Here is a 14,036-nt window from a genome sequence, read left to right as displayed (position 1 = left end):
TGAAGGTCATGATTTCTCACAAGGGGCGGCTCGAGACGCGCCGACTCGGTCGCTCCGGGACGATCCTTCTGACGGTCCTCGGAGCCGTGGCGGTACTCATCGGCTTCGCATCTTGGGCGGTCTCCTCGCCCGTCGCGGGTTCCCCCGACGATGACTACCACTTGGGGAGCATCTGGTGCCCCCGACCGATCGAGGACTCAGGATGTGAGTTCCGGGAGACGAACGGGACGATCACCGCGGTCAAGGTGCCTGATTCCATCCTGAACGCGCAGGACTGTTTCGCCTTCAAGCCCGAGCAGAATGCATCCTGCGCCTTGTCACGGTCGGATGACCGTTCCGGCTTCACGGAGCGATTCGATGCAGGTGCCTATCCGTGGGGCTACTACCAGTTGCACCACCTCTTCGTTGGTCCCGACGTGCACCGGTCGGTCGTCACCATGAGATTGGTCAACATCGTCCTTGGGATTGGGGGACTCATCGGAGTCGCGCTCGTGGCCCCACGAGGGATGAAGGACAAGGTCATCATGGCGGCGATGGTTGCATGGGTTCCGATGGGCGTCTACTTCATCGCATCCAACAACCCGAGTTCGTGGGCGATCAGCGGATGCCTCATCTACGCAACGGGGATGCTCTCGGCACTCGAAGCAGAAGGCCCCCGGCGGTGGGGGCTCCTCGCGTTGTCGGCGTACGGGGCCGTGCTTGCCGCCACGAGCCGGGCAGACTCCGCGTTCTTCCTGGCGGTGATCACACTGGCAGTATGGTTCTTCACTAGGTTCACGCGCGCCAGGATCCCCGCACTGGTCATCTCCCTATGCGCCGCCGCCGTCGGACTTCTGATCATGGTGAACAGCGGTCAGGCAGGCAACCTCAAGGGCGACGGCGGTTGGCCCGTCACCGAGGGATCCGTGCGATTCATCCTCTCCAAGAACTTGCAACAGGTGCCGGAGTTCATCGCCAGTATGTGGGGGCTGACCTGGGGTCCCGGCTGGTTCGATGTCCCGTTGCGCGGGTGGTCGACCCTCACGATGGTCTTCCTTGCGGGCGGACTCGTCATGGCCGGCGCCGCACACGTGGACCTGCGGAAGTTCCTCGCCAGTGGTGTGATCCTGGGCGCCCTTGTGGGGGTCCCCGTTGTGAGCCTCACATTGCGGCACGTGCAGCCCGTCATCTACTACCAGGGCCGGTATATGCTGCCCCTCCTCGCCGTTCTCTTCTTCTTCTGGCTCCAGCGCGGTCGCTGGGCCCCGATGCGCACACCCGGGCAGATGGCACTGCTGGTCGTGGTCGTCGCGGTGGCGAATGGATCAGCATTGCGCCGCATCCTGCTGCGCTACACGGTCGGACTGGATAGCTCGTTCTCCGTTGAGGGGTTGGAGGACCCGCAGTGGTGGCCCTGGTCCGTCGGGCCTTCGGTCGTGTGGATCACCGGTGCGTTTGCAATGGCAGTGGGACTGGCACTGCTGTTGTTCGTGGCGACCCGGCAGGAGGAGGACATCAGTCACGGTCGGAGCCTTGTCGACAGGTGATGGATCGTCGCCTCGCCTCTCGCCACGGATTCCTGTTGACGGTCGGGGAGCAACCCCGCGAGGGCGTCGGCGCCCGGTAGGAAGGTTTGACCCATGAAAATCGCTTTTGTCGTCAACAGCTATCCTCCCCGTCTGGGAGGACTTGAACAGCACTTGGAGAACCTCGCGCACGGGCTTGCGCAGGACGGGCACGAGGTCCTGGTGCTCACCATCTCCGAGCACACAGGTGTTCGCAGCGATGGGAAGGTCCGAGTTCTCACCGGCAGGTCCAACTTCCCCATTGCGGGTGTGATCAGTTTCCCGAGGCTGGGGAGCCGCCGACGCATCGCTCGCTTCCTCAGTGATGAACACGTGGACGTGGTGTCGACCCACACGCGGTTCTTCCCGATGAGCTTCGTCGGTCTTCAGGCGGCGCACTCCGTCGGCGTCCCTGTTGTCCACACGGAGCACGGAAGCGGTTTTGTGGCCTCGCCCTCCCCCGTGATCTCGCTGGGCAGTCGCTTCGTCGACCTGACACTCGGGCGCTACGTGCTGAGCCATGCGGACACGGTGCTGGCAGTCTCGGACGAGGCTGCCGCCTTTGCCTCCCGTCTGGGGCATGTCCCCGCGTCGGTGTTCCACAATGCGATCACTCCCGCCACTCACGCCGGGCCGGTCCGTGACCGGCCGCAGCACTTGGTCTTCGTAGGACGGCTGGTCCCTGGCAAGGGATGGGAGACCTTCCTGGACGCGGTGGCGCGTTTGCACCAAGCGGATTCCCGGGTCGACGCCGAGATCCTCGGAACGGGTGCAGACATCTCCCGGGTTCGTGAGCGCGTGTCCGAACTCGGGTTGACGGGCGTGGTCCAGGTCCGCGGCAGGGTCAGTCCTCCCAAGGTACGTGAAGCGCTGGCCGGGGCCACCCTGCTCAACCCCACGGTGCTGTCGGAGGGTTTCCAGACGACTTTGCTGGAGGCATTGGCCGAACGGGGGCGCGTCGTCACCTATCCCGTGCCAGGTGCCGATCTGCTGCGCAAGCAGGGGCAGCCTGTGTCGGTGACGTCTGAGCGCAAGGAAAGTGAACTTCAGTCGCTCCTGCAGGCGAGTCTCCGTGCTCCACTCCCGCTCGCGCCCGAAGCTTTGATCCAGCAGTGGACGTGGCCCGAACGGGTCAAGGAGTACGAGACGATCATCCAGGAGACGATCAACAACTGTGGGACCAATGGGATGGCATGACATGAACGTTCATGCACAGCAGGTCCCCCACGTGGCGGCAGTCGTCGTCACCTACCATCCGGCAGCCGCCTGCAGGGACTTGCTCATGACGCTGGCACAGCAGTGCGGACATGTCATCGTGGTGGACAACGGATCGACGCCGCAAGAGACCGCGCTCCTGAGGAACTGGTGCAGGGACTTGGGTGCCCTTCTCATTGAGCTCCGCCACAACACCGGAATCGCGGCCGCCCAGAATGCCGGAATCGAAAGGGCGCGGGAGTTGGGTGCGCGCCGGGTCCTTCTTTCGGATGACGACTCCCGGCCTTCTGAACTGATGGTGAGACAACTGGAGGATGTCCTTGCCACCTGGAAGGGGAGAGAGCCTCTGGCAGCGGTGGGTCCTTTGGTGGGGGAGGAGAAGCCTGGAGGCGATCAACTCGTCTACGTGTCGCGTACTTGGGGTCCCAGACGCGCCACCAGTGCCGAGCTGGGACACGGACCGTTGCCTGTCGCCTTCCTGATCGCCTCGGGCTGCCTGATCGACATCGAAGCCCTGGACTCCATCGGTTCCATGGATGAGCGGCTCTTCATCGACCATGTGGACCTCGAATGGGGCCTGCGGGCGCGGAGGCAAGGATTCGTGTTGCTGGTCGTGCCCGAGGCACGTATGCGACACAGCCTCGGCGATGAGACGGCGCACGTGATGGGCAGGAGACAGCCAGTCCATGTCCATCAGCCGGTTCGCAACTACTACTTGGTACGCAACACGATCCTCCTGATCGGGTCGGGAGTTCTGGGACCCAAATGGTCGATCGGCTATGTCGTCTGGTTGATCAAGTACGTGGCGTTCAACGCGCTCCTGGCAAATCAACGTTGGCGTCGGACGCGGATGATCCTCCGGGGCTTCCGGGATGGGCTGCGCGGGCGCAGTGGCCCGATTCCCCACCAGTGAGAGCCGCTTGATCGGCCCCGCCACAGCCGGGCCGATCAGACTTGGTGAACGGCTCAGGAGACAACTGCATCCCGGATGGCTTGGAGGTAGGTCCGACCGAATCGAGTGGTCGGCTCCAGGACTGCGCCTTCCGCCCACTCGTTCCAGGCGTTGACGAACAGCAACCTGGACTCAGGGGGACGGACCATCAGAGAATCGACTTGGGACCCGATCCATCGGCGGAAGGTGTACGGGTTCGCGCCGTACCAAACATCGGGTTTCCACTGGCGCCGAGCGGTGTTGTCGAAGTTGACCATGACACCCGGATAGGTCTTGTCGTCCATCTCGCGAGCTTTGGTCACAGAGGCACGCACAGTCGCTTCGTAGCTCATGAAGTTTCCCCGCCAACGGCGGTCGAAACCGGCCTTCTTCACCGGTCCGGTGATCCAGGGGAGGTTGTGTGGGGGGAACTCCAAGGTACCGTCGACTGCAGTGGCGGCAGAGGGATCGATGGCATCGAAGTCCTGTGACACTGACACCGAGAGAAGGATGAGCTCTCCCACACCCGCGGCACGTGCACGCTTGCGCCACTCCCGGGAGACAGCGGCGAAATCGTGCATCTGTCCCGGACGGTAGACGGCGAGGACCGCGCGACCACCGATCCGGATGTACCGGGGGTCGAGGAGGAATTCCATGACGTCGTCGATGAAGTCCTCGGCCGGCACCTTGTCGTAGTCCTGGCCAATGAGGACGTCCTCCGAACGCCCGTCCCAGCGGCGCGTCCAGTTCTCGTTGGCCCACATCAAGCAGAACGGCGCATCCATCTCAGACTTGTGGAGCTTCTCAACAGGGAGACTCAGGACGCGTTCTCCCGAGAACCAATAGTAGTAGTACATGAACCCGGCAATACCGTGCGCGCGCGCCAGATCCATCTGGCGTTCACGCACATCATCCAGGCGCAGGTCATAGAAACCCAACTCGGTGGGAATCTTGGGTTGGTAGTGACCGCGGTACATGGGAACTGCCGCTGCGACGTTTGTCCACTCGGTGAAACCAGTCCCCCACCACACGTCATTGTGAGCAGAGGGGTGGAATTGTGGGAGATAAAAGGGGAGAACCGTTGCGCGGGCAGTTCGCTCCCCCCCGACGTCGTAGCGCTGCAAGGAGAAAGGGGCCCGTGACGACAGCCCGACCTCGATGCGATCGCTGGTCTCGATGTTCAGGCCAGCTTCGCGGGTGAGTATTCCGATGATGCGCTCGACCGCATGTGCAGTGGTCCCGTCGATCTGTCCTGCCTCCTCGTCGAAGTCCTCGGAGAGGAGGTTCAGTGCGCGCAGGCCTTGGAGGACGAACCCCCTGCACCAGTACATCGATCCCGCAGGGAACTCCAATGCTGAAGTCTCGACGTCGAGCTCCAGTCTGCGCAACAGTTCATTCACGATCCTGCGGTCACCGCCCCAGAACTGCGGACCAGCGACATTGCCCGGAGCTGTGACGACACCGAGATGCGCGTCATTTGCAAACGACGTCAGGATGTCCGCAATGGCCTCCGGCGAGGGCAGGAGCGCCCCCAGCAGTTCAGAGCGCCACTGAGCGCCAGTCCCTGACAGCTCGGCGTGCTCTTCACGCCAAGGACTCTTCTTGGTGTGAACCTTGAGGATGAGGTCGTAGGGGTTCAGGAGGCCCGCATTGACCAGGTGGATCATCGGAAGGATGTCCCGACCATGGTTCTCGCAATCGAGGACGACGCCGTGGTGCATCTGCCCAAGTTCGGCGGGGAGGTCGATTGGGGTCCCGGACACGTTGGTGACGAAGAGATCGAAGGGGACCGGGATCAGCTTGAGATGCTCGAGGATCTCGTCGAGGAGGTCAGGATAGAAGCAGTTCAGCACGACCCCGACGCGCGCCGGGTCATCGAAGTGGAGACGCGGATCGATCCTCCACCGGTCGGGGAATCCGGAGCCCTGCCTCCCGCCCTGCCGCTCGACGAAGTTCAGGAAGTCCGCCGGGTGCTGGGCGCGGGCGCCATGGAGCGAGCCCGTGGTCAGCAGGTTTACCCCGGCCTGACGGGCACGGAACCCCAGGTGGTTGAGGCGGCGAACCGCACCTGCCTTGGTGAACTGACGCATTGCTCTTCCTACCATTCCTCAACATCTGTGTGGTACGTGGTCTTGATGAAGGAGCGCACCTCCGGTGCGGCCTCTGCCGTCGACGGATCCGTGAGCATCGTTCGCTTGACGAATGGCACGCCAGCCTCGACCAACTCCTTCCAGCCGGCGATCGTCGGATTGTCATCCGGAACACCGATGTCGGGCCCACTGATGTACTCCTGCACGGAGTAGGCCTCCTGGAAGGCGAATCGCGAGAGGCCGAGCTCGTACTTCAGCACCACCGAGGACTTGTCGGGCTGCACACGCACCGAGTTGAAGAAGTGCCTCCAGGCGTCATCGTCCAAGATTCCGCCCCGGAAGGCCAAGAAGTAACTCTGCATGTGTCTGACGAACTGGAAGGAAGAGGTCAGGGCCCTGATGTTGGGACCGGGATGCGTGGCCCAGTCGAGGATCGGACGGATGTCGGAGAAGGGCCCGACGAGTGAGTCATTGGTCAGAAGGACCACCTCACTGCGTCGGATCTGGGGGATCATGCCCAGGGCGGTAGCCCATGAACCGAAGTCGTACCCGACATTCGGACGGCGGATGATGATGGTGGACTCGGGCAAACCGTGGGGGAAGCGGAGGTGCTCACTGCTCTCACAGGCGGAGACAATCACGGGTGTGAACTCGTTGTCAGCCAGCTGGCGGGTGTACTCGGAGATGGAACGAGGCTGTGTGGGACCGGCGGAGTACTGCGCGATGAGCGCGACCTTCGTGGGGGTGTCCTGCGGAACAACACCGCGCTCGAGACGCACGCGACCCCGGCTCGCATCAGCCACCAGTGGACCGCGCTTCGGTCGACGAGTCATCGAATGGGAGCCTTGATGAGCCTGATGGGGGCCGTGATGCGCCATGAGGTCGAGTGCCTGAGTACATCCAGCTGTGCCCATGCCCCTTCCAGGACGGCGGACTTCCTCTCAAGTTCGTCCTCGAGCTCCGTCACACGATGCCCAAGGACGGAGAGCTCACGTTGGGACTGGCGCAGGGCAGCGCGCAGACGAAGGACTTCTTCTTCAGGGTCGCTCAACTTGATCACTCCTGTTCCATCTGGATGGGCGTGGGTGAGTCACTCCACTCGCCGAGAGGGAGTTGCACCAGACCGGGCTCGTCGACCACCTTGTCCCCGCGAACCAGGAGGTCAGTCCTCCTGTCCGAGTAATCGAAGGTTCTCCCCTGGGAATCGAGGAGAGCAGTCGTGAGGAGGAAATGGGCTGGGAGGAGGCGCACCGGGCGCATCGTGTAGTCGACGTAGCTGCTCCCCATCGGGAGAGAGTACAGACGATCCGCGTGGCGGGAGTTCGGCCCCGCGACGGTGGTCCCGTCATCGGTCGTGAATGCCAGTCCGAGCTCCACGTTCTCAAGAGGTCGTCGGGCAAGAATGTGGACCCTGATCGTTCCGTCCTGCCCGCTGGTGAGGAAGGGAACCGCGCGTCTCTGCTCATCGAGATACTCGACCTGTGTCATGCGGCACTCCCCGGTCCCCCGGTTCTCGGAAGAGTCGCCTTCCTCAGGAAGGTCGGCAGAACCGAGCTCGGCTGAACGTTTCGAACGCTCGAGCGCATTGACATGGGCGAGGTAGGCGGAGACGACCTCGTCAGCATCCCCGACGCTGCGGACACGCCCGTGATCGAGCCAGACGACCTCATCACACATGTCCTGGGCCAGACTCAGGGAGTGGGTGACCAGGACGATCGTAGTGCCCGACCTTCGGAGGTCTCGCATCAGGTCGAAGCACTTGCGTTGGAACTCCTCGTCTCCCACGGCGATGATCTCGTCGACGATGAGAATCTTGGGGTGGATCGCCACCGCGACGGCGAACCCGAGACGAACCGTCATGCCCGAGGAGTAGACCTTGACCGGTTCGTCGATGAAGTTGCCGATGTCGGCATAGTCGATGATCCAGTCGAGAGACTCTTCGATCTCCTTGTGGCTGCGACCGAGGATCGCTCCATTTAGGTAGATGTTCTCGCGACCGGTCAGCTCGCCGTGGAATCCGGCTCCTAGCTCGAGGAGCGCATCCACCTTCCCGGAGACGCTCACCTCCCCGGAGGTGGGGCGGTAGACCCCCGCCAGGATCTTGAGCATCGTGGACTTGCCGGAGCCGTTGTGGCCGATCAGCCCGAAGGTCGTGCCCTTGCGCACGTCGAATGAGACGTGGTCCAGAGCGCGGAAGGTGTTCTTGTGACGGGAGCGGCCCCGGACAAACCGCTCCTTCAGCGTGCTCCGCTGGTCGTTGTGGACCGTGAACGACTTGGAGACGTCTCTGACTCGGATGGCGAACTCCGTGGAGTCCTCGCTGTCTCGCACGCCGATCAGATCCTCTCTCCCAGATCGGAACCCCACCTGCGGAAGACCCATACCGCACCGAGCAAGGCGACGACGGTCCAAGCGACAGAGGCACCCCACACCTGGGGTGTTCCGGGAGTCAGGTCATAGACCAGTGAACGGAAGAGAGTGATGAACTCTGCCATCGGCATCGCCTCGATGAGTGCTCGCGCCGGTAGCCCGAAGAGCTGCTCTGGGACCAAGTTCGCCTGGTAGATGATTGGGGTCGCGTAGAACATCAGCTGGAGGAACACCCCGATCAGGTGGGCGAGATCGCGTACGTAGACATTCCAGACGGCGAGCATCACGGACATCGCACCCGTGAACACGGTCAGCAGCAAGAGGAAGAAGGGGAGGAGCAGCCAGGTCCACGAGATGTTTGTGAGGAGAGCCATGACCATCAGGAGGAGGCCGACCTCGATCAAGGACTGAACACCCACGGCGAGGCTGGCGCCGAGTATTGGTGCATACGCGGGGAAGTAGACCTTCTGGAGAATCCCGCCTGAACTCAACAGGCCGTTGATGCCGGCGTTGATCGAGTTCTGGAAGAAACCCCAGACGGTGAGTCCAGCGAACAGCCAGACGGCGAAAATCCCGATGCCTTGGTGCCGGGAGGCGATGCCGGGAGGCGCCATCGAGAAAAGACCACCGAAGATGAGTGTGTAGATTCCCAGCGTGGCCAAAGGGACGACCAAGGACCACAACCATCCCAACGCCGTGCCGTTGAACTTGGCTTTGAGGTCTCGCTGCCCGAAGGCATTGATCAAATTCCACTCCTGCCAGAAAGCCCTGACAGGGCGGACACCGCTGTTGGCGGGTCCGGTCATGAAACCACTTACCTCTCGTTGCGGTGACGCGGTGGCTGTTCGATGTCGTGCGGGGCTGGCGAGGGTCCGCACGTCGAGGTTCAGTTCCTCGTCTTCATTGTGGGTGGCTGCACGCCATGCTAACGCATCGGGGACTGGGGCCCGGGCTCAGCCTGCGGACGGGAACCAGTCCTTGAAGTACCGCCAGAAGTTGCGGTTTCCGTAGGTCGAGCAGGTGTCACCCTCCCCATACATGTTCGCCAGTGCGGCGGCGTTGGGTTGGTAGGGCGTGTAGTTGTACAGAGCTGCAGTGGCGCGGTTCTGGATCGTCACCTCTGAGGAACCGCATGAGGCAGTGGTGAAGTACGGGATGTTCGTCGTCTGCCCGGCCCTGTACCGGAATGACGCTGGTTCCTCACCGTACTGTCGAAGACGCGCCGCTGCCTGGTAGACCTGTGCGGGGAAGCTCGCGTAGGACGCGTTCGCAAGTTGGAAGCCCATGGCCTGGGCATATCGCTTCGATGTCAGTGACGAACCGGTCGCAGTGACGAGACCCTGTTCCTTCTGGAGCATGACGAGCAGGGTTTGGGGGTTCACGTCGCACAGCGTTGCCGATCTCCAGATCACGGACGCCCCCGACTCCTGGGAGGCAGCCTCGTAGGGGCTGCAGTACTTGGCGGTCATCCGGGTCGTCGACACCGTGAAGTCCTTGAGGCAACGGATCCCGGAAGGCGCAGAAGCGCAATGCGGGTTCTTCATGTCGAGGAAGGCCTGGACCTCAGCCTGGGTCATGGAGCTCGAGTCGAACATCACCTCGTCCGAGATGATGTTGCCAGGGTCAAAGGACGCGGGAGTCGTGGTGTTGGTCTTGAGGGTGGTGGTGGTGCACCCCATGGAAGTGTCGGTCCCACCCTTCTGGTTCAGTGCTGTGGCGCAGATGGTGTGGGTGCCGGGGGTGGTGGTGAGTTTGGTGCTGAATCCGGCCTTGTCGTGGGAGAGGTTGAAGGCGGCCTTGACGTCGGGTCGGGCGAGGTCGGTGGTGATGGTGGTGGGTGTGCCGTCAAGGGTGATGCGGACCTTGATGGGGGAGGTGACGTCGGTGTCGTAGGCCCATCCGGAGACGTAGATGGCCTGTTCACCCGTATCGGGTGTGGAGGCTTCGATACGCCCCACCGGGTTGGCTTTGGTCGTGGTGTTGGTCTTGAGGGTGGTGGTGGTGCACCCCATGGAAGTGTCGGTCCCACCCTTCTGGTTCAGTGCTGTGGCGCAGATGGTGTGGGTGCCGGGGGTGGTGGTGAGTTTGGTGCTGAATCCGGCCTTGTCGTGGGAGAGGTTGAAGGCGGCCTTGACGTCGGGTCGGGCGAGGTCGGTGGTGATGGTGGTGGGTGTGCCGTCAAGGGTGATGCGGACCTTGATGGGGGAGGTGACGTCGGTGTCGTAGGCCCATCCGGAGACGTAGATGGCCTGTTCACCCGTATCGGGTGTGGAGGCTTCGATACGCCCCACCGGGTTGGCTCCTGCCGGAGCGGCCGTCGCGGTGGCGATTCCTCTGATCGTAGGCAGCTGTGCATAGCCCGAGTTGCCCGGGCAGGATGTCGGGAATGTGTCACGGTGGCCTGAGATCCGATTGACCGTGACGGTTCGCCCGGCTACGAGGGTGCCGTTGGAGAGGGTCGGTGTGAAGCGGCCAGTTCCGTCGGGTGAGACGCCCGCTCTGCCCAGGAACCAACCTGCGAGCTTCCCGACGGTGTCGATCGTTGCACTCGAAGGAGTGACGGAGGAGTAGTCGCCCATCATGGAGATGCCCATGGTGCCGGTGTTGAAGCCCCGGTCGTGTGCGCCGATCACCATCTGCGCCGCTGGTGCGGACAAGGAGCCGGAACGGCCTTCGAAGGCTCGTCCCCACTTGTCGACCAAGAAGTTGTAGCCGATGTCGCCCCAGCCGTTCGTGACAGCGTGGTAGTAGTAGATTCCGCGTACCACAGATGCGGACTGGTCCATCGAGTAGTTGTTGGTTCCGGCTGTGTGGTGCACCACGACGAATGACGCCGAAGCGAGTTCAGGATCCCAGTTCCTCAGTGACTCATTGGCCCCCCAGTCGGACCGGGACGAAACAGAGACTGGGAGTCCATTGCCGGTCGTCGAGGAGGGGAAGACAGAACTCAGTGGAGTGGTGCCAAGGGAGCTCCCTGCCTCACCGCCTGTCCCGGAGGCAGGAACGCCCCCTGATTGCGGCGTCACAGCAGCCCCTGATTGGGGCGTCACAGTAGACATGTCCACCGTGGGAGTCGTGGAATCAGGTTCGTTGTCACTGAGGGCGCTGGCGGGGGCTGGCACCTCGCTGATGGTCGACGGGTCGAGGTCCTCGGTCCTGTCCGGGGAATCCGGGATCATCGTGACGGCGAGGTTCGAAGGCAGGTCCGAGACCTCTCCGGTCACTCTCACCTGAATGCCGTCCGAACCGCCGGTGACGAAGGGTTCAGTTCCCACCACTCCCTTCCCGTCGTCCCGGGCAGACGCCTCGGCCTCGGCTTCGAACCACTCGGACCACTCCCCATCCTCACGCACGCGGAGGAAGATGGACGTGCCCTCGGGCAGGTCCTCAGGGGAGTCCCAGGTGAAGCCTGTGACGAAGAATGCTGGTACCTCAAGTGGCTCTGTGAGCACGGCTGCGTCCGCCGAGGGATCGAGCGCCTCCGGGGATGCCCCCAACATGGAAACGGCAGCCCTGGTCGTCCTCCGTACGGAGCTTCCTCCGTCGCCGACCGTTGTCCCTGTCAGTGCTGAGGTCGCCACGGGGGTCGGTTCTTGTTCCTCCGTGGTCAGCTGGAGCACTTGGGCCGGTGCATGGCCTGCGGGCTCCGGCGAGGCGACATCGGTGTCCAGGGATGCGAGACCGGACAGAACCAGCGTCAGGACGGTTCCGGCTGCGATTGGAGAGAATGCGGACATGTGTTGCTCCAGTGATGTGCGGGGAGATTGGGGTGCGATCGGAAGGACTTGCACGGACTGAGATGGTCGCTTCGGCTTCGACGATACAGGAATGCGGCATAATGGCACAGACCGACAACGAGATGATTGGGGTTCAGTGATGAAGGTTGCCGTCACGGGAGGTGCCGGTTTCATTGGTGCGAACTTTGTCCACATGCTGCTCGAAGAGCACCCCGATGTGAGCGTCGTCGTCCTCGACAAGTTCACATACGCTGGCAACCGTGGCTCCTTGTCGGACTTGCCCCAGGACCGGGCTGAACGACTGGAGATCGTTGAGGGAGATGTGGCTGACGGGGACATCGTGGACGCCGTCGTTGCTTCTGTCGATGCTGTGGTGCACTTCGCAGCCGAGTCGCACAATGACAACTCGCTGACCAATCCCTTCCCCTTCATCCACTCGAACCTCGTCGGTACCTTCACCCTGCTCGAAGCCGTGAGGCGTCATCACACCCGGTACCACCACATCTCCACCGATGAGGTCTACGGCGATCTCGCCTTGGATGATCCCTCGAAGTTCGAACCTGAGACGCCATACAACCCGTCCTCGCCCTACTCGGCCTCGAAGGCGGGATCGGACCTCCTCGTGCGCGCATGGGTGCGTTCCTTCGGCATTGAAGCGACCATCTCGAACTGCTCGAACAACTACGGTCCCTACCAGCACATCGAGAAGTTCATCCCGCGGATGATCACCAATCGTTTCCGGGGGATCCGGCCGCGGCTCTACGGTGACGGGCTCAATGTCCGCGACTGGATCCATGTGCGTGACCACAACTCGGCGGTGTGGGACATCCTCACGAAGGGGAGAATCGGGGAGACTTACCTGATCGGTGCTGACGGTGAGACCTCCAACCTTGCGGTCGTGGAGGCACTCAACGAACTGATGGGATACCCCGCGGACGACTTCGATCACGTCACCGACCGTGCGGGCCATGATCGGCGCTATGCCATCGATGCCTCGAAGCTCCGTGCGGAGCTCGGATGGGAGCCTCACTTCACTGACTTCCGTTCCGGTCTGCAACACACCATTGACTGGTACCGGGACCACGAATCATGGTGGGCCCCGTTGAAGGCGCAGGTCGAGGCCAAGTATGCAGCGAAGGGGCAGTAGCGGGACTCCACCTGTCGGCGCGTTGGTGAGTGCTCCTCCCAAGGTGGACGTCCTCATGGCCACCTACAACGGAAGGCGCTGGATCGAGCAGCAGGTGGATTCGATCCTGTGTCAGCAGGGCATCGACGTGACTCTTGTCGTCTCCGACGATGGTTCCCACGACGGTACACGCGAATACCTGGAGCGACGTTCGGCAGTGGAGCCCCGACTCGTGGTGTTACCCCCTCGAGCAGGAGCATCGGGCGTCACTGCCAACTTCATGTACCTGCTGATGTCACATCCCCAGACCGATGACCGCTTCGTCGCACTCAGCGACCAGGACGATGTCTGGTTCCCCGGCAAGCTGCGGACCCAGCTTGAGTTGATGCGCTCAACCGGCGCAGTGGCCACCTCCTCCGATGTGGTCAGCTTCGCTGCATCGGGTGCTCGACGCCTGATCGTCAAGAGCGGACCGCAACGCCGTTGGGACTACATCTTTGAGGCTGCCGGCCCAGGTTCCACATACGTCTTTTCACCGGAGATGCACGCCAGGTTGCTCCCAGCCCTGTCGATGTTGGATCTGAGCGAGATCGGTGTCCATGACTGGTTCCTCTATGCGTTGGTTCGCGCCCTGGGCGGTCAGTGGACCATCGGGAGTGAGCCCACAGTCGCCTACCGCCAACACCAGGGCAACGTTCAGGGCGAGAATCACGGGCTCCATGCCCTCACTTCTCGACTGAAGCGTCTACGGTCCGGCTTCTACCGCAATCAGTTCATCCTGGTTGCGCAGGCGTGCCTGCTGGTGGGAAGTGGTTCACACGATCACTCCTGGACAGTTGATCTCGAAGATCTGATTAGTGACCTGGAGCACAAGAACATGTGGTCCCGGATTCGAATTGCCAAGCGGTACCGGGAGATCAGGCGGAATCGGCGGGAGGGGCTTGAGCTCGCCCTGGCCTGCCTCCTGCACCTGTGGTGAGTGTCCTCCCGTTTCTGCAGAGGAGTTTGCCATCACATCGGAGC

The 14,036-nt window shown here is 62.5% G+C and carries 11 protein-coding genes; 5 read left to right on the top strand and 6 right to left on the bottom strand.

Translation table 11 applies throughout. The features are described 5' to 3' along the window. Positions 1 to 8 precede the first annotated feature (8 nt). From BQ9890_RS01855 to BQ9890_RS01845, 3 genes are all read left to right on the top strand, one after another. Positions 9 to 1,526 (top strand): DUF2142 domain-containing protein, encoded by a 1,518-nt coding sequence (locus BQ9890_RS01855; protein WP_195907607.1) that lies wholly within the window; start codon positions 9 to 11, stop codon positions 1,524 to 1,526. Positions 1,527 to 1,619: 93 nt separating this feature from the next. Beyond that, a complete protein-coding gene (locus tag BQ9890_RS01850; RefSeq protein ID WP_075888896.1) occupies positions 1,620 to 2,741 on the top strand; it encodes a glycosyltransferase family 4 protein in 1,122 nt (373 codons plus the stop codon). A gap of 31 nt (positions 2,742 to 2,772) precedes the next feature. After that, complete coding sequence (locus BQ9890_RS01845) at positions 2,773 to 3,672, top strand: glycosyltransferase family 2 protein (protein ID WP_230297773.1); 900 nt, start codon at positions 2,773 to 2,775, stop codon at positions 3,670 to 3,672. A 53-nt stretch (positions 3,673 to 3,725) separates the two neighbouring features. On the opposite strand, the gene BQ9890_RS01840 is transcribed toward BQ9890_RS01845, so the two are convergent. From BQ9890_RS01840 to BQ9890_RS15755, 6 genes are all read right to left on the bottom strand, one after another. Continuing rightward, a complete protein-coding gene (locus BQ9890_RS01840; protein ID WP_078062165.1) occupies positions 3,726 to 5,780 on the bottom strand; it encodes a glycoside hydrolase family 99-like domain-containing protein in 2,055 nt (684 codons plus the stop codon). 8 nt (positions 5,781 to 5,788) lie between these two features. Next, positions 5,789 to 6,583 carry a rhamnan synthesis F family protein gene (locus BQ9890_RS01835; RefSeq protein ID WP_230297772.1) on the bottom strand — a complete coding sequence of 265 codons (795 nt, stop codon included), beginning with the start codon at positions 6,581 to 6,583 and terminating at the stop codon, positions 5,789 to 5,791. Positions 6,584 to 6,609: 26 nt separating this feature from the next. Then, positions 6,610 to 6,840, bottom strand: a complete 231-nt coding sequence (locus BQ9890_RS14655; protein WP_230297771.1) for a methyltransferase — start codon at positions 6,838 to 6,840, stop codon at positions 6,610 to 6,612. Then, positions 6,837 to 8,111, bottom strand: coding sequence for an ABC transporter ATP-binding protein (locus BQ9890_RS01830; protein ID WP_075888892.1), 1,275 nt, complete (start codon positions 8,109 to 8,111; stop codon positions 6,837 to 6,839). The genes BQ9890_RS14655 and BQ9890_RS01830 overlap by 4 nt, the downstream gene beginning before the upstream one ends. 5 nt (positions 8,112 to 8,116) lie before the next feature. Beyond that, complete coding sequence (locus BQ9890_RS01825; RefSeq protein WP_075888890.1) at positions 8,117 to 8,956, bottom strand: ABC transporter permease; 840 nt, start codon at positions 8,954 to 8,956, stop codon at positions 8,117 to 8,119. A 147-nt stretch (positions 8,957 to 9,103) separates the two neighbouring features. Continuing rightward, positions 9,104 to 11,209, bottom strand: a complete 2,106-nt coding sequence (locus BQ9890_RS15755) for an N-acetylmuramoyl-L-alanine amidase (protein WP_268258654.1) — start codon at positions 11,207 to 11,209, stop codon at positions 9,104 to 9,106. Positions 11,210 to 12,026: 817 nt separating this feature from the next. Here BQ9890_RS15755 and rfbB point away from each other — a divergent pair. Continuing rightward, positions 12,027 to 13,034, top strand: a complete 1,008-nt coding sequence (gene rfbB, locus BQ9890_RS01815; protein ID WP_075888886.1) for a dTDP-glucose 4,6-dehydratase — start codon at positions 12,027 to 12,029, stop codon at positions 13,032 to 13,034. A gap of 55 nt (positions 13,035 to 13,089) precedes the next feature. Beyond that, a complete protein-coding gene (locus BQ9890_RS01810; RefSeq protein ID WP_230297770.1) occupies positions 13,090 to 13,992 on the top strand; it encodes a glycosyltransferase in 903 nt (300 codons plus the stop codon). The last annotated feature ends 44 nt before the right edge of the window (positions 13,993 to 14,036 follow it).

Source organism: Actinomyces provencensis (assembly GCF_900155435.1).
GTDB classification, from domain to species: Bacteria; Actinomycetota; Actinomycetes; order Actinomycetales; family Actinomycetaceae; genus Pauljensenia; species Pauljensenia provencensis.
The sequence above is the reverse complement of the archived record's forward strand: the minus strand, read 5'-3'. Positions and strand labels throughout refer to the sequence as shown.

Bases quoted from the DNA above. Each gene is read 5' to 3' on its own strand.
- BQ9890_RS15755 (WP_268258654.1), bottom strand. From the start codon at position 11,209: ATGTCTACTGTGACGCCCCAATCAGGGGCTGCTGTGACGCCGCAATCA.
- rfbB (WP_075888886.1), top strand. From the start codon at position 12,027: ATGAAGGTTGCCGTCACGGGAGGTGCCGGTTTCATTGGTGCGAACTTT.
- BQ9890_RS01825 (WP_075888890.1), bottom strand. From the start codon at position 8,956: ATGACCGGACCCGCCAACAGCGGTGTCCGCCCTGTCAGGGCTTTCTGG.
- BQ9890_RS01840 (WP_078062165.1), bottom strand. From the start codon at position 5,780: ATGCGTCAGTTCACCAAGGCAGGTGCGGTTCGCCGCCTCAACCACCTG.
- BQ9890_RS01810 (WP_230297770.1), top strand. From the start codon at position 13,090: ATGGCCACCTACAACGGAAGGCGCTGGATCGAGCAGCAGGTGGATTCG.
- BQ9890_RS01850 (WP_075888896.1), top strand. From the start codon at position 1,620: ATGAAAATCGCTTTTGTCGTCAACAGCTATCCTCCCCGTCTGGGAGGA.
- BQ9890_RS01855 (WP_195907607.1), top strand. From the start codon at position 9: ATGATTTCTCACAAGGGGCGGCTCGAGACGCGCCGACTCGGTCGCTCC.